Raw genomic sequence first — 19,645 nt, forward strand, 5'->3', positions numbered from 1 at the left:
TGTGTCCGGGCCGGTTTTCTGCGTTCCGCAGCTGGGTTAGCCGACGGCAGGTTCCACGCTGAGCAAGATCTCGCGCACTAACGCGTACTGCTCGGTGTCCAGGAACTGCTGCGCTTGCTGCTTGGTCGGGTCGCCGGGAACACCATGGTCTTCAAGGTAATCCTCTTCAACCCACATCATCGGCGACTGCTCGCCGATCCTGAAGAAGTTCAGGTCCGGATTCTCATCGCGCTTCGCGAGCTCTTCGTCATCGATCAGGGCAATGTCGAATCCTGAATCCTTCTCGCTGTCTTCCTGGTCCGTCGATTCCCAGAACTCGGCGATCAGGCTGGTGGGATGGAATCCGGTGTCCGTTCCGGGATTTTCAAGTCCCTTGCGATCCAGCAGTTCCCGTTCATACAGCGCCATGTCTCCATCCGGAGAGGTTGCCGTGGTGGGGATCAGGGTCAGCACGTGCTTGCCTTGAGCATCCTTGATCTCCCATTCGTCCCATTCGGTGCATTCGCCGTCGCAGTCATCCCCGGTGGCAGTCCACTGTTCCGGGGTAAAGAAGCGGATGCCATGCACTTCATGCACCTGGCTCAGCTCTGGCGCCGCCGAGCTTGGCGCATCCGGGCTTCCGGTGCTTTGAGTTGGGCTGGATTCGGGACTGGAAGCGGTCGGCGCGCTGGCGCTTGCCGATGGCGAGGTTCCGCTGGGTGCTGGGTTCTGGCTTTCGGCTGGTTCCGGCTCGGCTCCCTGGCAGGCAGCCAGCATCAGCGTTGCCGCGCACATCATCGGGAGCGCGCCTAGACGGGTTCTGGCACGGTTCATCTTTTCCAGCTCCTTGATCGATTATCCGGTCATGCAGCTGTCATCGCGAGCTCCCCCATGGAACCCATCTTCCATGGCCTTGCAAGTTTTTCCAATAGCTGTGCCATCATGCCTTGGTTACAAGTCGCACCGGCCCTTTCGTTCCGATGCCGCGTAATTTTCGATATGCGGTAGTGCCCGGCCGCGAACAGTGGCAAGATATGTGAAGTGGAACACTCTAAGCATTCATTTCATAATTTAAATTCTTTTATCGGCCTGGGCCGGCTCAGCGGCCTGGCGCTCTCCCCCGACGGCACGAAGCTCGTCACCACCCTCAGCACACTGTCCGAGGATGAGACGAAATACGAAAGCGCCCTCTGGTTGATGGACCCCAAAGGCCAGGAACCGGCACGCCGGCTGACCTTCGGCGAGCACGGCGAATCGCAGCCGCAGTTCACCGCCAACGGCGACCTGCTCTTCGTCGCCAAGCGCTCCTCCAAGGAAGACGCCAAGGCCGAAGGATGGATCCTTCCGGTGGCCGGAGGCGAAGCCCGCTCGGTGATCTCGCACCCGGCCGGGGTGCAGTCCTTGCGGATCTGCAAGCAGTCACCGCAGACCATCGTGCTGCGCACCTCGGCCTTCAGCCGCGCCAAGGACCTGGAGGCCGAAGCGGCACTGCGCACCGGCCGCAAGGACAAGAAGGTCTCGGCCATCCTGCACACCGGCTACCCGGTGCGCTTCTGGGACGAAGACCTGGGCCCGTCCACCCCGCACTTCTACACCGGCTCCCTGCCGGACCCCCAGGACACCAGCGGCACCCAGCTCACCGATCTCACCCCGGGCATCGGCGCGAACCTGGAGGATACCTACTACGATGTCGCTGCCAACGGGGCCTTCCTGATCACCGAATGGCAGGTTCCCGAAGGCCGGGCTTCCTCGGCCCCGGGCTTGATGCGGATCGACCTGCACACCGGCGCCCACGAAATGCTGCTGGCCCCGGACGACACGTACGAATACACGCTGGGCAAGATCAGCCCGGACTCCACCCAGCTGGCCTACGCACGCTGGGAGCGTTCCACCGCCGATACCGCCCCGGTCTTCGAGCTGTGGCTGATGGACCTGGCCGACGGTGCCACCCATCGGATCGCCGCCGGATGGGATCGCTGGGTCAGCGATTTGCAGTGGGTTCCCAATGGGCGCTCGCTGGTGCTGACCGCGGATGACCACGGCCATGCCCCGGTCTTCCACCTGAGCTTGTACAACGACAAGATCACCCGGCTCACCGACGAGGGCGCGTTCACCGATGTGGTGATCAGCAGCGATTCCCGTACCGCCTACGCGCTGCGCTCCAGCTATCTGCACCCGGCCGAACCGGTAGCCATCGACCTGGCGCACACCGGCGACCTGGAGCCGGGCGAATTCGCTGCCTTGACCGAGCTGCGCTCACCGGTTGTCCGTCCTTCCTTGCCCGGCACGCTCACCGAGGTGACCACCACGGCCGAAGACGGATCGAGCGTCCGCGCCTGGCTGGCACTGCCTGAATCAGCTTCTGCTGCCAACAAGGCGCCGCTGCTGCTGTGGATCCACGGCGGACCGCTGGGCTCGTGGAACGCCTGGAGCTGGCGCTGGAGCCCATGGCTGCTGGTAGCCCAGGGCTATGCGGTGCTGCTGCCGGATCCTGCCCTGTCCACCGGCTATGGCCAGGACTTCATCCAGCGCGGCTGGGGCAACTGGGGCCAGGCGCCGTACACGGACCTGATGGCGATCACCGACGCGGCCGAGGCGCGCCCTGACATCGACGAAACCCGCACCGCGGCCATGGGCGGCTCCTTCGGCGGCTACATGGCCAACTGGGTGGCAGGGCATACGGACCGCTTCAAGGCCATCGTCACGCACGCCAGCCTGTGGGCACTGGAAGGCTTCGGGAAGACCACCGACGCAGCGTTCTACTGGACCCGCGAGATGAGCCCGGAAATGCGCGAGCTGAACTCGCCGCATCATTCTGTGGGCAGCATCGTCACCCCGATGCTGGTCATCCACGGCGACAAGGACTACCGGGTGCCCATCGGCGAGGGCCTGCGCCTGTGGTACGAGCTGCTGGCTGATTCGGGGCTGCCGCAAAAGGAAGACGGCAGCACCGAGCACCAGTTCCTCTACTTCCCGGACGAGAACCACTGGATCCTCACCCCGCAGCACGCCAAGATCTGGTACCAGGTCGTCACCGAGTTCCTCTCCCAGAAGGTGCTGGGCAACGAGGCGCAGGAACTGCCCGAGCTGCTGGGCTGAGTCCGAGCAGAATCCGGCTGCCGGGGCGGAAGCACTAACGTCCCGGCAGCTGGACTTCCGCCGGCGCATCCCCGCCGGCACCGCGGCTGGCCAGCACCAGCGCCTTGGCCCGCCGCGCCACATCGGCATCGCGTTCGCCCAGCAATGCCACCAGCTTTGCCAGATGCGCCGCACGCTGGGCATAGCCGGCCTGCAGGCGCTGTCCCAAGGTCATCGAGGACAATTCCTCGGCCTCGCGCCAGGCCATCATCAGGGCGCGCTCGAACAAGCGCTGGCCTGCCTCGTCGGCAGTCCCCGCCTCACTGGCACCGAGCACTGCCACCGCATTGATCTGCGAATCCTCCAGGCCCATGGCCAGCTGCTCCAGCTGCCGACGTGATTGCTGCACCGACCGCGAACCGCGGGAGAACCGGGTCAGCTGCGTGCTGGCCCCGAGCAGGTACTGGATCACCTGGAAAACGTTGATTACCGTGAAGAACAGCATGAACACGAGCATCCAGTACAGCAAGGCCGTGTTGTAGTCCGGCTGCTCATAGCCGGCCCGCTTGAGCACCACGGCGAAGTCCTCGGCCGCACCGGCCGCTTCCATCGCCGGATAGTTCGACTCGTAGATGCTTCCGTGCTCCCACCCGCCGGTCGTTCCCCACGAGGCGGTACCGCTGATGACCGCACCGGAAATCAGCCCGGGCATGATGCCCTTGCCTTCATCCGTGATCAGCAGCGGAATGATCGTCAGGTTTTCGGGCAGCTCGCCGCTGGCGGGATCCGCGCGATCGGAGTATTCATCCTTGATCCGCAAGATCGCCGCGCGCACGCTCTCGGGTGTCGATTCGCGGAAGTCATAGCCTTCGACCTCGTTGAGATCCAGGTACACCTCCGCATCGCGCACCGCGACCAGAATCCGCTGCGGGGTGTCGAAGTCTTCCTCCATGTACCGGCGGATCTCTGCCTCGTCAACAAGCTGGCCCTGGTCATCGATTTCAAGTTCCATTCCCCGGCCGGACCCCTCATAGGTGCGTTCGGGTTCGTTGGCTATCGAGGAGACAATGAGTCCCGAGGCGATCAGGCTGCCCACCAGCAGGGCCGCAAGCAGTCCAAACTTCCACGCCCGGCGCAGCTTCGGCGGTTCATCGCCAGCTGCCTTGCGGGTACCGGCGAGCCGGGCCAGCATGCGCTGCCAGCCAGCAGGTTCGCCCGATGTCCCTCCGGCGGCCTGGTCGGTCTGCAGCGTGTCGCCGAGCACCCCGCGGGCCAGCGCATTCGCCGTGGCGATCCGCAGCAAAGCGCTCTGCTCGGTAACCGGCGGCAGTCCCAGGCTGGCGCGCAGCTCATTGTGCTGGGCACCAATCGGCGGCACCTCCTGCTTCTGGCCCCACGGATAACGGCGCAACCGGGTGGAGATCTTCGCGGCAAGCTTGGCCAGCTGCTTTTCGGCGTCGGCCCAGCGTTCTACGGCCGTGCGCTGGCCGGTGTCGCCGTGGGCGGCGTTGAGCAGTTCGCCCAAGGCGCCGCGGAAATCCTCCAGGTCCTTGCCGGCAACCATGGTGCCGGGGGCCGTTTCCAGCCGGATCAGCAGCGTCGTGGCGGCATCATTGATCGGGGCGCTGAGCTTGTCGAACGTGGACCCGGTGCCGGCCAGGTCGGCATGCACCGAGCCGGCGCCCATCAGGGAGTCGGCCAATTCGGTCAACTTGCGCGCGTCGGCTTCGAAGGCGGCCAGCTGCTGACCGGTCTTCTTGTCCAGGCAGGTGGCGCGGTCGAAGATCTGGCGTACCAAGGGGTCTTCGCGCCGTGCGGCATCCAGGGAGAGCGCTTCGAGCTGTTGCCAGGCCTTCGTGAAGCCAGCCGGGCGGTGCCCCGGATCAGCTGCCTGGTAGGTTGCTTCCAGCGCTTCGAGATCCAGGACCACACGGGCCAGCTTGCGCTGGGCCGCGGCCAGTCTCCGGTGCCGGGAAGCCCACCGGGAACGGAAGCGCAGGGCGCTGGCTAGCAGCGCCGCGGTGACCATGGCGCTGGCGCCCACCACGGCGAACCAGAAGATCGCCGAGTTGCTGGGCGAATCATCCAGCAGCACGGCGGCAGTATGCGCGGCGGCCACCGCGGCCTTGGGGCCATGGCCCACCGATACGTTCTTGGTGAATGCTTTCTCGATATCGAAGCGCAGGTCGGTATGCGCATCGTCGGAGGCAACCAGATTCCGGTCCAGGCCCACTCCGGAGAAGCGCTGTACGGCTTCGCTTTGCCCGGAATCCCTGTTATCCATCTTGGTCGAGACGATGATCTGGTTCTCGGGCACTTCCCCGCGCAGCAATTCATCGCCGCTCAGCCAGCGATCGGTGATGATCAGTTCCAGCGGGGCGGTAGCCCGCACCGGGTGCTGGGCCAGCTCAGCGTCCACCGCTTGCTGGGTGATGTTGAAGCCGTTCTCACCCTGGACCACTACCGTGACCTCATAGGGTGCAGGGACGTTGGCTGCCTGCACCGCAAGCACCGCGCGCACGCCAAGGGCCGTGGTCACCAAAGCCATGAAAATGGCAGCGATGGCGGTCCAGTGGAAGGGGCGGCGCAGGCGCCGGCCGGTGGAATCATGCATCAAGCGAGCAGGCATCAGCGGACCTCGCTTCCCGGCAGGAAATTCCTGAGCACCGCGATGGGATCATTCTCCAGCGCATCGGCGGAAGGTTGGGCCCCAGCCATCCGCTTCCCTAGCCCCAGAGGTACTTTGATCCGCGCTTGTCCGGCTTGCGACAGCGCATCGCGCAGCACGCTATCGAGCTCGTCGCGCAACTCCCAGAGCCGTTCAAGGATTCCAGGAGCGTCCTGGGCCCCGGTGCCCCGCCGGCCCGCTCGGGCGCGCAGCAGCTGCAACTCATCGGTATGGGTGATAATCACGGTGCGTGCGGCCTGGGCGCAGCCCAGCTGCCCAGCTGCTGGAAGGTCGAGGAACAAGGCCAGGTCTTCCAGCCGCTCACGGTGGTATTCGAACATCGGGTCCCAGGCTTCGCGTGCATCCCGCGGCCGGCCCGAGACGTCGTGGGCCAGCTGGACCGCGCCGCGCAGCAGTGAGAGTTCTTGCTCGCGGCGGCGCAGATCTGCCAGCTGCTTTTCGGAGACCTGTCCCTGAAGGGCGATCCCCGGATCCAGGTCCTGTGTCCGCTGGGCACCGTGCTGGGTGCCGGCACGCTGCTTTTCCAATTCCGCCATCGCCTCGGCCAAGCGGGTCTGTTCCTGCACTCCGAGATCGGGGACCGGGTTGCTGCCGAGGTAGCGGCTTGCTTGCTGGATCCGCGATTCGAGCACTTCGGCCTGCTTGAGTCGTTCGGCGGCCGCAGCCTTCTTGGCCTTGCGGCGTTTGGCGCGCCACGCCCAGGCGAGCATGAAGACGATTGCCACCGCGAGCACGCCCACGGCGATCACCTTGGCCAGCGTCCGGTCAGGCGGCGCCTGCAGGTGCTGAGTCGTGGCCAGCGCGACCTCGGTGATGCCTGCGGTGTAGTCCCCTGCCCTAAATGCCTCGTCCCCGGCTGCCAGGATCTTCTGGCTGGACCCGGGTTCCGTTTCGCGGATATCGCGCCCGGGATCCACGAAGACCTCGACCTCATCGGCGGGGTCCTCGGGCAGCATCACGCCGATGGCAATCCAGCCTTTGCCCACGTAGCCCAGGGTCTTTCCGTTCTCCAGCCAGTCATCGCTCAGCGCGTCGCTGTCCCCGAACATCAACATTCCGCGCACCAGCTGCGCGGCTCCCTTGAGGTTGTTGGGTTTCTGGTCCACCCCGAGCAGGATTTTCGCGTCCTGCTCGCCCACGGCCTGCCGGACCTGGTCCATGATCCTTTCCGAATCCACGTCATCGAGTGCCGCGTCGGTCACCGCAAGGTAGAAGTTGCCTTCCTGGGATGTCACCGACGGGATGAGCACCGTGCCCTCGTCTTCGGCCTCATCGCTGGGCGTCGCCGAGGGGTACACCGGTGCCGGAGCTTCGGATTCCGTGGCCGCAGTGGACGCGTCGACTGGGATGGTGGCGGTACCGAGGCCGAGCACGACAGCGGCTGCCAGCAGGCATGCGCACTGGATCCTGCCCAGTGCCGACGGACCGAAACTGCGGGGTCGATTCATGGAAACTACTGTATCAACAAGGATTTGAGAAACTTCGCTCCACGTGGAACACGTCGGCCGCTACCCGTGCAGCATGTCTACTGCGCGTTGGCATGGGTGAGATTGTTCGGGTTGGACACCAGCAAGATGGTTTGAATGTGTCCTGCGGACACTTCGATCGCCACCAAATCCTGCCGGTGATGGAGCTTGAAGAGCAGCGCCGGCGCCGCATTCGCTTCGCCCAGTAAGACGCTGCGCCCTGGGTTTTTCCGCTCAACGCCAACCAGGAAGCGGGCAATGCGCTGCGCGCCAAGCACCGGGTTCAACGGGGCCCTGGCCTTGCCGCAGCCATCGGAGTAAAGCACCGCATCCGTGGCCAATTGCCTGACCAGTTCCTCAGCATCTCCGTGGCGTATTGCAGCAACGACGTGAGACAGCAATGACCATGTTTCGTTTGCGTCGCTGCTGGGCGCTTCGGCGTGACCCAGTTCCTTGCTGGCACGGCTCAACAGCTGCCGGACCGCGTCCGGCGACGTCTCCAGCACCTCGGCGATCTCCGCGGCCTTGTGGCCCAGGGCATGGTGCAGCACGTAGGCGGCCCGGGCCTGGGGCGAGAGCTCTTCGAGGAGGAAGAGCACGCCGAGGCGAAGCATGGATCCAGTCAGGGCCTCCTCTTCGGGAAGGGCCAGCTGCCGTACCGGTTCGGGCAGCCATTCCCCGACATATTCGGTCCGCTGGCGCTGGGCCGAGCGCAGGACGTCAATCGCCCGGCGCGTGGCAAGCGTGGTGAGGAACGCCGGCCAGTTCCGCACCTGTTCGGTGGCTGCCGGGGTGAGCTTGAGCAGCTGCTCGGCCACTTCGCTGACCACGTCTTCGGTCTGCGCCCACACGCCGAGCATGTTGTAGGCCAAGACGGTCAACCGACGCTTCTCGGCGTCCCACTGCGCCAGCGCTGCAGATTCCGTTGGTTGCTCCACGCGCCGGATTCTACCTGCGCTTCCCGGCACTAGTCGCGCACTGGCGGTTCGAGCTGGGTCGGGATGGCAATGCGGTTCCAGACATTGATGGTGGCGATCGCCAGGATCAAGTTGCCGATTTCTTCCTCGCTGAATTCGTCAGCGGCTGCGTCTCGGACTTCGTCGCTGACCCCGGTGGCAGGATCAAGCCGGGTCACCGCATCGGTCAGCCGCAGGACAGCGCGCTCGGCGTCGGTGAACAGCGCGCCCGGCGTCGGTGAACAGCGGCGAATCGTTATAGGCAGCCACGGCAAAGAGCTTCGCGATGGACATGCCCATCTCCATCGCGTCGTGGGAGTGCATATCGGTGCAGAAGGAGCAGCCATTGAGGATCAAAGCGCGCAGCTTCACCAGCTCGTAGAGCTCCTTGGGCACCGACTGGCTGGCGTAGGCTTCCAGTCCCAGTACGGCGGCGTACCACTTATTTTGTGCGTTTTGCTCAGATTCATGCGCATGGCGTGTCTCCTGTCATTCGATTTCCGGGTAAGTTCCTACCCTCCAAAAGTACGTCGAAACCGGGACTTAAACTGTGACACCCCGGAGAGAACTCTTTTCATAAGTTCTCTCCGGGGTGCTGTTATCCGCAGCTCAGTCCAGCAGCATGGCTGGTTCCTGCAGGATCGATGCCACATCGGCCATGAAGCGGGCCGAGAGGTCGCCATCAACCACGCGGTGGTCGAAGGATCCGCCCAGAGTGGTGATCCAGCGCGGGACCACTTCGCCGTCGACAACCCACGGCTTCTGGCGGATCGTGCCGAAGGCGACGATGGCCACCTCGCCCGGGTTGATGATCGGGGTACCGGTGTCGATGCCCAGCGCGCCGATGTTGGTGATGCTCAGCGAACCGTCGCGCATGTCCTCCGGGCGGGTCTTGCCGGCACGCGCGGTGGTGGCCAGCTCGTTCAGCGCGATGGCCAGTTCCTTCATGTTCAGGTTCTGCGCGTCCTTGATATTCGGCACCAGCAGACCGCGCGGGGTGGCAGCGGCGATGCCCAGGTTCATGAAGCGCTTCTGGTGGATCTCCGCGCCGTTCTCGGTCTCCACCCAGCTGGCGTTCACCGAAGGGTTGCGGGCGGCAGCCCAGATCACGGCCCGGGCCAGCACCAGCAGCGGCGACACCTTGATTCCCTCGAAGTCGCGGGACTTCTTCAGCCGGGCTACGTATTCCATGGTGCGGCTGGCATCCACGTCCACGAAGATCGAGACATGCGGTGCGGTGAAGGCAGAGTCGACCATGGCCTTGGCGGTGGCCTTGCGCACGCCGCGCACCGGGGTGCGCTCGATGCGGGCGTCGGCCAGCTGGCCGTGGGCCCAGTAGGTTGGCGCCGCCGCATGCTCGGCTTCGCGCTGGGCCTGGTAGCTGTTGACGTCTTCGCGGGTGATTTCGCCCTGGGTTCCGGTGCCCACCACATCGTTGATGTCGATGCCCAGCTCCTTGGCCAGGCGGCGTACCGGCGGCTTGGCCAGCACGCGGTCAACGAAGTTCGCCATCGCCGGCTTGCGGCGATCCACTTCGCGGGTCACTGCGGTGCCCAGGGACTGCGCGCGGCGCGAGATGGTCTCGGCCAGTGCGGATCCGGAAGCGCGGACCGCTGCGGTGCGCGCACCGGCAGCCGACGGAGCGGGACGGCTGGTGCGCTTGCGGCGCACCGGGGAATCAGCGGTCGGTCCCGAACCGACCAGCGGGCCGGGTTCCTCGTTGGCCTGCGGCGCCGCGGTAGCCAGCGCCTCGGCTGGTTCCGGGGTGCCGGTCGGGGCCGGCTTGCCGCCCTCTTCGTCGATGGTGATCAGCGGGTTGTCCACCAGCACGGTGTCGCCTTCATCCGCGTGCAATGCGGTGACTACACCGGCGAAGGGGCAGGGCAGCTCGACCAGCGACTTGGCGGTTTCGATCTCGACGAAGATCTGGTTGACCTCGACGGTGTCCCCTATCTTGACCTTCCAGGAAGCGATATCCGCTTCGGTCAATCCTTCGCCCACATCGGGGAGATTAAAGACTGTCATTTCTACTCCTTGGATTCCGCTCAGTAAGCGAAGGACCGGTCGAGGGCTTCAAGCAACTTGTCGATATCCGGCAGGTACTGGGATTCCACCTTGGAAATCGGGTATGGCATGTGGAATCCGCCCACGCGCAGCACCGGTGCTTCCAGCGAGAGGAAGGCGCGTTCGGTGATGCGGGCGGCGATTTCGCCTCCCAGGCCGCCGAAGGTCGGCGCTTCGTGGGTGACAATCAGACGTCCGGTCTTCTGCACCGATTCGGTGATGGTGTCGAAGTCGATCGGCGAGAGCGAGCGCAGGTCGATGACCTCGATGGAGCGGCCGTCTTCCAGAGCGGCATCCGCGGCTGCCAGGGCGATCGGCACCAGCGGGCCGTAGGCCACGATGGTCGCGTCGGTGCCAGGGCGGACCACCTGCGCCTTGAACGCATCCAGCGCCGGGGTCTCGGTGTCCACTTCGCCCTTGAGCCAGTAGCGGCGCTTGGGCTCGAAGAAGATCACCGGATCCTGGCAGCTGGCTGCCTGCTGGATCATCCAGTAGGCGTCATGCGCGTTGGACGGGGTGATGATGCGCAGGCCCGCGGTGTGGGCGAACAGCGCTTCCGGGGATTCCGAGTGGTGCTCAATGGAGCCGATGCCGCCGCCGTACGGGATGCGGATGACCACCGGGGTGGTCAGCCGGCCCTCGGAGCGGGCGTGCATCTTGGCCAGCTGGGTGGTGATCTGGCTGAAGGCAGGGAAGACGAAACCGTCGAACTGGATTTCCACCAGCGGGCTGAAGCCGCGCAGGGCCATGCCCACAGCGGTGCCGACGATGCCTGCCTCGCCCAGCGGCGAGTCGATGACGCGGTGCTCGCCGTACTTGTCGATCAGCCCGTCGGTAATCCGGTATACGCCGCCAAGGCGTCCGATGTCCTCACCCATCAGCAAGGACTTGTCGTTGGTTTCCAGCACCTTGTCCAGGCCGCTGGTAATGGCCTTGGCCAGGGTCATCGTGGTGGTCATTTAGTGCTCTCCCTCAGCCGCATCGGCGAATCCTGCTTCGTATTCCAGATGCCAGGCCAGTTCTTCCTGGATCAGCGGATGCGCTTCGGCGTAGACCTGCTCGAAGGACTTGGCCAGCGGCGGGACAGGGAAGGCCATGGCGTCTTCGCGGACCTTGGCGGCCATCGCGTCGGTGTCGGCGGACAGCTGCTCGAAGAAGGCATCATCAACCAGGTTGTTATCGCGCAGGTAGGTTTCCAGGCGGACCAGCGGATCCTTCTGGGCCCACTTGGCTTCCTCTTCGCTCATGCGGTATTTGGTCGGATCATCGGCGGTGGTGTGCGCGCCGAGACGGTAGGTGACGGCCTCGATGAGCACCGGGCCCTTGCCGCTGCGTGCGTGTTCCAGCGCCCAGCGGGTCACCGCCAAGACTGCCAGCACGTCATTGCCGTCCACGCGGATCCCGGGCATCCCGTAGCCGGCGGCGCGGTTGACCAGCGGCACCTTGGACTGGACCTCGAAAGGCACGGAAATCGCCCACTGGTTGTTCTGGCAGAAGTAGACCACCGGTGCGTTGAAGGAGCTGGCGAAGACCATGGATTCGTGGGTTTCGCCTTCGGTGGAGGAGCCGTCGCCGAAGTAGGCGACAACAGCGTTGCCTTCCTTGGCGCGGCGGGCTTCGTCCCATCCGCGCTGCTCCATGTTCAACGCCATGCCGTAGCCGGCGGCATGCGGCATCTGCGCGGCCAGCACCATGGTGTACATGTGGAAGTTGTTTTCCCGGGGATCCCAGCCGCCGCCGGAGATGCCGCGGAACAGGCGCAGCATTTCCGAGAAGGAGACGTCGCGGGTCAGCGCTACGCCGTGCTCGCGGTAGGTGGGGAAGATGTAGTCGCTTCGGCGGGTGGCGCGGCCGGAACCGATCTGCGCCGCTTCCTGCCCGCGCAGCGGGACCCAGAGGCACAACTGCCCCTGACGCTGCAAAGCCGTGGCCTCTTGGTCGAATCGACGCGTCAATGCCATGTCGCGGTAGAAACCGCGAAGCATGTCATCATCAACGTCGCCCAGATACGCATCGTACGTTTCGTGGGACTGACGCTGGCCGTCCGGAGTCAGGATCTGAATCAGATCCGGCTCCGTCGCCTCGGTCGCAGCTCGCGTCATTTATCATCCTTCGGTCATAAATATGCCCCACGCGGAATACATTCCGCATGGGACATATACGGCTTGTCCAGTTCCTAAGCCTATAGGCTTAGACCGCCAAAACGCGAGAAATCAGCGCCCGTTACCCCTATGCCAGGTCGAGTGATTCCTTGCACAGATCAATAAAACGATCGTTTGCCTCAACTTCGCCGATGGAGACCCGCACTCCCTCGTTCGAGAAGCCGCGCACAGACAACGCCACTGCGTTGGCCCGCTCGACAAACTGGCCGGTCTTTTCTCCCAGCGGCAGCCAGACGAAGTTCGCCTGAGTGGAAGGAACCTTCCAGCCCATCTCGGCCAAGGCCGCGACCACCCGTTCGCGTTCGGCCACCAGCCCCTCGACACGCTCAAGCACCTGGTCAATATTGGCCAGCGAAGCGACTGCTGCATCCTCAGCCACGCTGGAGACGGCGAACGGGGTGGCGACCACGCGGATGTTCTCGGTGATCTGCGGGTGGGCCACCGAGTAGCCGACCCGGAGATTCGCCAGGCCGTGGGCCTTGGAGAAAGTGCGCAGCAGAACGACGTTTTCGTTCTCGTTGTAGGTATGGATGCCATCCACCGATTTCTCATCCCGGACGAACTCGGTGTAGGCCTCATCCAGGACCACCAGCACGTTCTTCGGAACGCGTGCCAGGAAATCATCGACCTCGGCCTGGGTGAGTACCGGTCCGGTCGGGTTATTCGGGGTGCACAGCAAGATCACTGAGGTGTTCTCGTTCACCGCGGCGATCATGGATTCCAGGTCGTGGCGCCCATCTTCCAGCAGTGGAATCTCCACCGGCAGCGCACCGGCGGTCTGCACGAGAATCGGGTAGGCCTCGAAGGAACGCCACGCATAGATGACTTCATCCTGGATGCCGTCCTCGTTCTGGCCTGCGAAGGTATTCAGAATCTGCACCAGCGCGCCGAGGGAACCGGCGCCGGTCACGATATCTTCAGCCGGCACATCCAAATAGTCGGCGAGGGCCAAACGAAGCTTGGTCGATAGCGGGTCTGGATAGCGATTCAGGCTGTCCTGCTCGACGACTGCCTGATGCACAGCTTCCAACGGGCCAAAGGGAATCTCGTTCGATGACAGCTTGTAAGCTTGGACGCCTTCAACTGGAGCAGGCGGCTTGCCCGCAGCGTATTTTGGCAAACGTGCAACTACGGAGCGTGGCTGCACCTGATCTTGGGTCACCGGGTTCTCAGTCATACCTCAAAGCCTAGTCTTCACTATGGGTTTAGCGATATCCAAGGTTCATCCGAATCCCAGATTTCTGTGCCAAAGTTAAGCCATGAGCTTTCTGATTCGAGTCATAGTCAATGCGCTTGCCCTCGCCGCCGCCGTGTGGGTGGTGCCCGGCCTCAAGATCGTCGCGGCAGGCGAAGGCACCATGAGCACGGTCATCGCCTATCTGGTCGTTGCTGTCATCTTCGGCTTGGTCAATGCCTTGGTCCGTCCAATCGTCAAGCTTTTCTCCTTGCCGATCACCTGCCTCACCCTGGGCTTGTTCACCATCGTGATCAATGCCCTGATGCTCTTGCTGACTTCATGGCTGACGACCTTCACGCCCATCGAACTGGTCATCGAGCAGTTCTGGTGGGATGCCATCGCCGGCACGATCATCATCGCCATTGTCTCGGCGGTCCTCGGATTATTCGTCAAGAGCGATAACGACTAAGCGGTCTACCGCTCACGGCAAGAAGAAGACGGCAACCGGCAGGTGCCGTCTTCTTTGGTTACTTCCCAATTCGCCGGCCCGGTCATCTCCCCGTTTCCGCTGCCTTTTACTGTGGCGTCGGAAGATGCTGGCCTTGGACAGCGCGCTGCAACTTTGGGCATCTTAATGGGGCGGCGCCACATGCTTGAGCCGTTGCTTCTCCTCTTCCGTGATAGGCCGAGGTTCTTTTGGTTTCCGCTCCAGCTTGAACATGCGGATTTTCACCAAGGATTCGGGAAGGTAGTACTTCTTCAGGTGCTCCCTGATTTCCAGCTTCGGGTTCTCATCGAGTTCCAGAAGGTGGTCACCGTAATTCTTGAGGTTATGCGGAGCGCCAAAGATGCCATCGTCGGGCAAGATGTCCTCCATGTGCTCCCGCGGGCCCGGGAAGGTTGTGGTGTAATGCTCCCCCTTTCCGGGATTGGGCCCGCCATCGGTGCCGGGCACCATATCCTTCTGGTCTTCAACTGACAGGCTGCGTACGTCTTCCGGCAGGTCAATGGTCCCGATGGGAGATCCAAGGGTCAGGACTTTATTCAGCTTGTATTTGTGCTTCAAGAACTTGTTCTTCGACAACTGGGCCACATGAATGCCGCCTTGCGAATACCCGGAGAGGATGACCTCATCTCCCTCTTTCGCTCCACTGATCTCCAGTGCCTCATCAAGCGGTTTCGCGAAGTTCTCGGATTCCACCCCGAAGCCGTCGGCGATGCTTTCCGGGCCAAAAGGCGAAGGAACTTCCGAGTCATTCTGCGTCCCCGGGAAGATCGCAATGTACGTGTCGTCGTCAGCCTTCACGATCATGATTTTCCCGTTGTTCTCCGTCCCTTCGCCTTCCAGCATTTGGTGCAACTGGAAATAGCTTTGCATTTTTCCATCGATTTCAACCGTCTGCGGTGGATCCTGGCCGGTGAGCTGTATTTCCGTATTGCGATCTTCTCCCAGCCGCCGGATAAAGCCCGACAGATCCTTGGCTGCATCTTCGATTTGCTCGGTCAGCGTCAGGTTCGATCCGAAGGGCAAGCGCGGCAGATACGAGAACACCAGGCGCAGGAACATTTCCATGCTTTCCAGGGGCGGACGCCAGTCGTTGTCGCGGGTCTCGGAAATGAAGTCTCCCACCAGCACGGCTCCCGTGCTGGCTAGCACCATCCGTTCAGCAGCGGACTCGGCAACTTCATAGTTCCGCATGGCTTCGGAGACTTTTGCGGTCAGATCGAACGCTGTAATTTGCCCTTCTCTGGACTGCTGGTAGGCGTCCCTGATCAAGTCGCCCAACAACCCGACGTTATACCCCCTGGCACCGATGCCTGACACCATGCACTGCAGATCCAGGTCGCGCTGGCACCTATCTGCTGCCTGCGCGGCTTTGAGCAGTACATCGCATATGCCATCGATATCGTTGGCAACCCGCTGGCAGATCTCCCCGGCCTCGGCGTAATCCAGCGAGTTGTAATTGACTTCATATCCCATGGCTACGAGGCCATTCGCTGGTTCATGATTTGCGCTTCGAGGTTCTGGATCTCCCGCATGGCTACCCCCACGTACTCTTCCGCGTCGCCCAGTTCGCTGTTGAGCATTTCCAGCCGACGGCTCAGCTCGTCGACATTGTCCAAAAACGCCTTGCCTGCCTTGGAGTTCCAAGTCAATGAATGGATTGACCCCAACTGCGCGATGGCGAATTGAGTGGTTTTCCGTGCGTCATCGAGCTGGCTCGCCACCGTCAGCAGCGTCGCTTGAAACATCATTTTCCTGCTCCGCATCCTTGAGAATTTGTCCACCATCATGGACAGCCGCGATTCGGTGCCAGCAAAATTTGGGCCCGGTTGTGGAAACAGGAACGGTGTAAAAGATGTGATGCAGCGCCGAGGATGGAAGAATATGAGCATGGCTGAGATTGCGCGCACTTCCCTTGCTAATGAACCACTGGCTTTGACGGCCCTCGACGGACGCTACCGCAGCGCCGTGGCACCGCTGGTCGACTACCTTTCCGAAGCGGCTTTGAACCGCGACCGCGTTCACGTTGAAGTTGAATGGCTGATCCATTTGACCGACAACTCCGTTCTTCCAGGCACCTCCCCGCTGACTGCGGACCAGAAAGCTGCGCTGCGCAAGATCGTCACCGATTTCAATGCTGACTCGGTGAAGGAACTGGCCGAGATCGAGGCTGTCACCGTTCACGACGTTAAGGCAGTGGAGTACTACATCGCCAACCGCCTGGAAGCGATTGGCATCGGCAACCTCAAGCCGCTGGTGCATTTTGGCTGCACCTCCGAAGACATCAACAACCTGTCCTACGCCCTTGGCGTCCAAGGCGGCGTGCAGCAGGTATGGCTACCGGCAGCCCGCGACTTGGTGGCCCAGCTGTCCAAGATGGCCGAGGAATCCCGTGACGTGCCAATGCTCTCGCGCACCCATGGCCAGCCAGCCACCCCGACTACCCTGGGCAAGGAACTGGCAGTGCTGGCCTGGCGCCTGACCCGCCAGCTGGACCGCGTCGAGAAGACCGAGTACCTGGGCAAGATCAATGGTGCCACCGGCACCTACGCAGCCCACTACGCTTCGGTTCCAACCGCCGACTGGCAGAAGGTCTCCAAGGACTTCGTCGAGCACCTGGGCCTGACCTGGAACCCGCTGACCACCCAGATTGAATCCCACGACTGGCAGGCCGAGGTCTACGCAGACATCGCCCGCTTCAACAGCATCCTGCACAACCTGTGCACCGATGTCTGGAGCTACATCTCCATCGGCTACTTCGCGCAGATCCCAGTGGCTGGTGCCACCGGCTCCTCGACCATGCCGCACAAGGTCAACCCCATCCGCTTCGAGAATGCAGAAGCGAACCTGGAGATCTCCAACGGCCTGCTGAACACCCTGGGTTCCACCCTGGTCACCAGCCGCTGGCAGCGCGACCTCACCGACTCCTCCTCGCAGCGCAACATCGGCACCGCCATCGGCCACTCGGTGCTGGCGATCTCCAATGTCGCCAAGGGCCTTGACCGCCTGGATGTCGCCGAAGCCGTGCTGGCCGAGGATCTGGACCACAACTGGGAGGTCCTCGCCGAGGCCATCCAGATGGTCATGCGCGCCGAGGCCATCGCCGGTGTCGAGGGCATGGACAACCCGTACGAGCGCCTGAAGGACCTGACCCGCGGCCACCGCGTGGATGCAGCCCGCCTGAAGGAATTCGTTGGCGAGCTGGGCCTGTCCACCGATGCTGAAGCCCGCCTGCAGTCCCTGACCCCGGGCACCTACAATGGCATCGCTTCGCAGCTGGTTGACCACCTGAAGAAGTAGCCCACGGCAAAGCCGGGCCCGGTACGTCGAATTTCGACGTACCGGGCCCGGCTTTCCAGTTAAGGAACAGCCACCGGGCTACGGCGTTAGCGCAGCTGGCTGACGAATCCAGTGCGCGCATGCAACGAGGACAGCACGTGGTCGCGGGCGGCCTGTTCGATGCGGGCCGCGGGCGCGCCGTCGCGGATCAGCCGCAGCAGTTCGCGGTGCTCATCCACAGCGGCGTGCGCCCTCTGCGCATCCACCGCACGCTCCGCCGCATGCAGTGCGGAGAACTTGCGCCATTCTGCCTCGACCAGCTCTCGCAGCCGCGCGTTCGGGCACCCGGCATGCAGCACCGCGTGGAACTTGGTGTTCAGCCGGGTGTATTCGGCCGGGTCGAAGTCCCCCAACAGACCTGCGAGCTGCTCATTGATCTGTTCCGCCCGATCAAGCGCGGCGCCACCCAGTGCCAGCGCTGCCAGCGCTGTAGCCGACCCGTCGAGCACCGCCAGCGCCTCCATGCCCTCGCGGTAGGCGAGCTCGTCGATTTCGGCGACCCGCGCGCCGACGTTGCGCTCAATCTGCAGCAGGCCCTCGGCGGCCAGCCGGTGGATTGCCTCGCGCACCGGCACGGCGCTGATCTCAAGCTGTGCGGCAATAGGCCCGACCCGCACCCGCTGGCGCGGTGCCAGCGTGCCACCCAGCACCTGTTCGCGCAAATAGTCGTAGGCCAGATCGGCCTTGCTCCGGCCGCGCTTGCTTTCCGCTTGCGCTTCGCTTGCCGCCATGGTTCCTGCTTTCACTCGCGGATTGACCCTCAGATTTTATAATATAAAGTGTGTAACGGGAATCACCCAGCGGCTCCCCTGCCGGACCGCGCATGCAAAGGAGCACCCATGACCCAGCACGCAGCACCGACTCTGCCACTCGATGAACTGACCGCCGTCTTCGGTCCCCGACTGAGCACCGCAGCGGATGAATTGGACCGCGTGGCCCGCGACCAGTCGCGCTACCAGCCCGAGGGGCGCCCGGCAGCGGCAGTCTTCCCCGAATCCACCGACGAAGTCTCGCAGGCGCTGGCCTGGGCGCACCGCCACGGCGTGACGGTCTCGGTGCGCGGGGCGGGCACCGGGCTCTCCGGCGGTGCGGCGGGCTACCCGGGCGGGCTGGTCATCAGCCTGGAACGGCTGAACCGGATCGTGGACATCGACGCGGTGAACCGCCTGGCCGTGGTGCAGCCCGGGGTCATCAACTCGGACCTCGACGAGGCGGCGCGCGGCCACGGCCTGTTCTTCCCGCCGGATCCTGCCAGTGCGCGGATCTCCACCGTGGGCGGCAACATCGCCACCAATGCCGGAGGGCTGCGCTGCCTGAACCACGGGGTCACCCGCGATTCGGTCGCGGCACTGACCGTGGTGCTGGCCGATGGCCGCGTCGTGCACACCGGGGCACGCACCCGGAAGAACGTCGTCGGCCTGGACCTGACCAGCCTGTTCGTCGGATCGGAGGGCACCCTCGGGGTCATCACCGAGGCCACGGTACGGCTCAAGCCTGTACCCGAGGGCGCCGCGCAGACCTTCCGCGCAGGATTCCGCACCGTCGAGGACGCCGGCCGCGCCGTAACAGCAATTGTCAACGGCGAGTACCTTCCGGAGGTGCTCGAACTGCTCGACGCGCACAGCGTCCAGGTCATCGAGGCCTTCCACCCTTCCGGGCTGCCGGTGGACGGGCAGGCGCTGCTGATCGGCCAGTTCACCAGCCGCCATGCGCTGCAGGCCGCGCAGTCGGTCGCCGCGCTATGCCGCAGCTTCGGCGCAGCGGACGTGCTGATCGGCGAGGGCGACTCGCTGCTGGAAGCGCGGCGGCTGGCCAATCCCGCGCTCAGCGCCAACGGGCTGCGGGTCTCCTGCGATGTGGGGGTTCCGGTGGGCGAGCTGGCCGCGGTGTTCCGCGGGATCGACGAGATCGCGCAGCGCACCGGGCGGATGATCTCCGTGGTGGCGCACGCCGGGGACGGCAACCTGCACCCGACCGTCGACGCGGAGGACACCCCCGAAGGCCATGCGGCCGCCGAAAAGGTCATCGATGAGATCACCCGGCTGGCCCTCTCGCTGGGCGGCACCATCACCGGGGAGCACGGCATCGGCAAGGTCAAGCAGCACGAGCTGCCCTGGCAGCTGGACGAGCCGACCCGTGCGGCGCAGCTGGCGGTCAAAGCCGCGCTGGATCCGGCAGGAATCCTCACTCCGGGGCGCTCGCTGTAGCGGGCAGGGGCGGGGACCAGTCC

17 protein-coding genes are annotated in these 19,645 nt (G+C 63.9%); 4 read left to right on the forward strand and 13 right to left on the reverse strand.

Going from position 1 to position 19,645, the window contains the following annotated elements; genetic code table 11:
* Window positions 1-36: 36 nt before the first annotated feature.
* Window positions 37-813, reverse strand: a complete 777-nt coding sequence (locus ACLQ8T_RS14290) for a hypothetical protein (protein ID WP_413455035.1) — start codon at window positions 811-813, stop codon at window positions 37-39.
* Window positions 814-1,020: 207 nt separating this feature from the next.
* Here ACLQ8T_RS14290 and ACLQ8T_RS14295 point away from each other — a divergent pair, with 207 nt between their 5' ends.
* Window positions 1,021-3,078 carry a S9 family peptidase gene (locus ACLQ8T_RS14295; protein ID WP_413455036.1) on the forward strand — a complete coding sequence of 686 codons (2,058 nt, stop codon included), beginning with the start codon at window positions 1,021-1,023 and terminating at the stop codon, window positions 3,076-3,078.
* A gap of 34 nt (window positions 3,079-3,112) precedes the next feature.
* Here the strand turns inward: ACLQ8T_RS14295 and ACLQ8T_RS14300 are convergent, their stop codons facing one another.
* The 9 genes from ACLQ8T_RS14300 to ACLQ8T_RS14340 all read right to left on the reverse strand — a co-directional run bounded on the left by ACLQ8T_RS14300 (window position 3,113) and on the right by ACLQ8T_RS14340 (window position 13,571).
* Window positions 3,113-5,686: a hypothetical protein gene (locus tag ACLQ8T_RS14300; protein WP_413455037.1), complete on the reverse strand. Its 2,574-nt coding sequence runs from the start codon at window positions 5,684-5,686 to the stop codon at window positions 3,113-3,115.
* Window positions 5,686-7,194 (reverse strand): hypothetical protein, encoded by a 1,509-nt coding sequence (locus ACLQ8T_RS14305; protein WP_413455038.1) that lies wholly within the window; start codon window positions 7,192-7,194, stop codon window positions 5,686-5,688. The genes ACLQ8T_RS14300 and ACLQ8T_RS14305 overlap by 1 nt, the downstream gene beginning before the upstream one ends.
* 77 nt (window positions 7,195-7,271) lie before the next feature.
* Window positions 7,272-8,150: a sigma-70 family RNA polymerase sigma factor gene (locus ACLQ8T_RS14310; protein ID WP_413455039.1), complete on the reverse strand. Its 879-nt coding sequence runs from the start codon at window positions 8,148-8,150 to the stop codon at window positions 7,272-7,274.
* A gap of 29 nt (window positions 8,151-8,179) precedes the next feature.
* Window positions 8,180-8,443 carry a carboxymuconolactone decarboxylase family protein gene (locus tag ACLQ8T_RS14315; protein ID WP_413456429.1) on the reverse strand — a complete coding sequence of 88 codons (264 nt, stop codon included), beginning with the start codon at window positions 8,441-8,443 and terminating at the stop codon, window positions 8,180-8,182.
* Window positions 8,334-8,564 (reverse strand): carboxymuconolactone decarboxylase family protein, encoded by a 231-nt coding sequence (locus tag ACLQ8T_RS14320; RefSeq protein WP_413455040.1) that lies wholly within the window; start codon window positions 8,562-8,564, stop codon window positions 8,334-8,336. Before ACLQ8T_RS14320 ends, ACLQ8T_RS14315 begins: the two co-directional genes overlap by 110 nt.
* Before the next feature lie 213 nt (window positions 8,565-8,777).
* Entirely contained in the window at window positions 8,778-10,193 is a 1,416-nt protein-coding gene (locus ACLQ8T_RS14325) for a dihydrolipoamide acetyltransferase family protein (protein WP_413455041.1), read from the reverse strand.
* A 20-nt stretch (window positions 10,194-10,213) separates the two neighbouring features.
* On the reverse strand, window positions 10,214-11,191 hold the full coding sequence (locus ACLQ8T_RS14330) for an alpha-ketoacid dehydrogenase subunit beta (RefSeq protein WP_413455042.1): 978 nt from the start codon (window positions 11,189-11,191) through the stop codon (window positions 10,214-10,216).
* Entirely contained in the window at window positions 11,192-12,334 is a 1,143-nt protein-coding gene (gene pdhA / locus ACLQ8T_RS14335) for a pyruvate dehydrogenase (acetyl-transferring) E1 component subunit alpha (RefSeq protein WP_413455043.1), read from the reverse strand.
* A 127-nt stretch (window positions 12,335-12,461) separates the two neighbouring features.
* Entirely contained in the window at window positions 12,462-13,571 is a 1,110-nt protein-coding gene (locus ACLQ8T_RS14340; RefSeq protein WP_413455044.1) for a histidinol-phosphate transaminase, read from the reverse strand.
* A gap of 82 nt (window positions 13,572-13,653) precedes the next feature.
* Between ACLQ8T_RS14340 and ACLQ8T_RS14345 the strand changes: the two genes are divergently transcribed.
* On the forward strand, window positions 13,654-14,040 hold the full coding sequence (locus tag ACLQ8T_RS14345; protein WP_128469292.1) for a phage holin family protein: 387 nt from the start codon (window positions 13,654-13,656) through the stop codon (window positions 14,038-14,040).
* Window positions 14,041-14,202: 162 nt separating this feature from the next.
* Here ACLQ8T_RS14345 and ACLQ8T_RS14350 read toward each other — a convergent pair whose 3' ends face one another.
* Together ACLQ8T_RS14350 and ACLQ8T_RS14355 are read right to left on the reverse strand one after the other, a co-directional pair.
* Window positions 14,203-15,399: a hypothetical protein gene (locus ACLQ8T_RS14350; RefSeq protein WP_413455045.1), complete on the reverse strand. Its 1,197-nt coding sequence runs from the start codon at window positions 15,397-15,399 to the stop codon at window positions 14,203-14,205.
* Window positions 15,400-15,554: 155 nt separating this feature from the next.
* Window positions 15,555-15,827, reverse strand: a complete 273-nt coding sequence (locus ACLQ8T_RS14355) for a hypothetical protein (RefSeq protein ID WP_413455046.1) — start codon at window positions 15,825-15,827, stop codon at window positions 15,555-15,557.
* A 139-nt stretch (window positions 15,828-15,966) separates the two neighbouring features.
* Between ACLQ8T_RS14355 and purB the strand changes: the two genes are divergently transcribed.
* On the forward strand, window positions 15,967-17,376 hold the full coding sequence (gene purB, locus ACLQ8T_RS14360; protein ID WP_413455047.1) for an adenylosuccinate lyase: 1,410 nt from the start codon (window positions 15,967-15,969) through the stop codon (window positions 17,374-17,376).
* A gap of 86 nt (window positions 17,377-17,462) precedes the next feature.
* Here purB and ACLQ8T_RS14365 read toward each other — a convergent pair whose 3' ends face one another.
* Complete coding sequence (locus tag ACLQ8T_RS14365; protein ID WP_413455048.1) at window positions 17,463-18,161, reverse strand: GntR family transcriptional regulator; 699 nt, start codon at window positions 18,159-18,161, stop codon at window positions 17,463-17,465.
* A 93-nt stretch (window positions 18,162-18,254) separates the two neighbouring features.
* On the opposite strand from ACLQ8T_RS14365, the gene ACLQ8T_RS14370 reads away from it, so the two are divergent.
* Complete coding sequence (locus tag ACLQ8T_RS14370; protein ID WP_413455049.1) at window positions 18,255-19,622, forward strand: FAD-binding oxidoreductase; 1,368 nt, start codon at window positions 18,255-18,257, stop codon at window positions 19,620-19,622.
* Window positions 19,623-19,645: the final 23 nt, after the last annotated feature.

Origin of the sequence: Glutamicibacter sp. FR1, from assembly GCF_047300825.1 — a bacterium.
Taxonomy (GTDB): domain Bacteria; phylum Actinomycetota; class Actinomycetes; order Actinomycetales; family Micrococcaceae; genus Glutamicibacter; species Glutamicibacter nicotianae.

Excerpts from the sequence above, each read along its gene's own strand:
- purB (WP_413455047.1), top strand. The coding sequence starts at position 15,967 with ATGGCTGAGATTGCGCGCACTTCCCTTGCTAATGAACCACTGGCTTTG.
- ACLQ8T_RS14290 (WP_413455035.1), bottom strand. The coding sequence starts at position 813 with ATGAACCGTGCCAGAACCCGTCTAGGCGCGCTCCCGATGATGTGCGCG.
- ACLQ8T_RS14305 (WP_413455038.1), bottom strand. The coding sequence starts at position 7,194 with ATGAATCGACCCCGCAGTTTCGGTCCGTCGGCACTGGGCAGGATCCAG.
- ACLQ8T_RS14345 (WP_128469292.1), top strand. The coding sequence starts at position 13,654 with ATGAGCTTTCTGATTCGAGTCATAGTCAATGCGCTTGCCCTCGCCGCC.
- ACLQ8T_RS14350 (WP_413455045.1), bottom strand. The coding sequence starts at position 15,399 with ATGGTGTCAGGCATCGGTGCCAGGGGGTATAACGTCGGGTTGTTGGGC.
- ACLQ8T_RS14300 (WP_413455037.1), bottom strand. The coding sequence starts at position 5,686 with ATGCCTGCTCGCTTGATGCATGATTCCACCGGCCGGCGCCTGCGCCGC.
- pdhA (WP_413455043.1), bottom strand. The coding sequence starts at position 12,334 with ATGACGCGAGCTGCGACCGAGGCGACGGAGCCGGATCTGATTCAGATC.
- ACLQ8T_RS14330 (WP_413455042.1), bottom strand. The coding sequence starts at position 11,191 with ATGACCACCACGATGACCCTGGCCAAGGCCATTACCAGCGGCCTGGAC.
- ACLQ8T_RS14370 (WP_413455049.1), top strand. The coding sequence starts at position 18,255 with ATGACCCAGCACGCAGCACCGACTCTGCCACTCGATGAACTGACCGCC.
- ACLQ8T_RS14355 (WP_413455046.1), bottom strand. The coding sequence starts at position 15,827 with ATGATGTTTCAAGCGACGCTGCTGACGGTGGCGAGCCAGCTCGATGAC.
- ACLQ8T_RS14340 (WP_413455044.1), bottom strand. The coding sequence starts at position 13,571 with ATGACTGAGAACCCGGTGACCCAAGATCAGGTGCAGCCACGCTCCGTA.
- ACLQ8T_RS14325 (WP_413455041.1), bottom strand. The coding sequence starts at position 10,193 with ATGACAGTCTTTAATCTCCCCGATGTGGGCGAAGGATTGACCGAAGCG.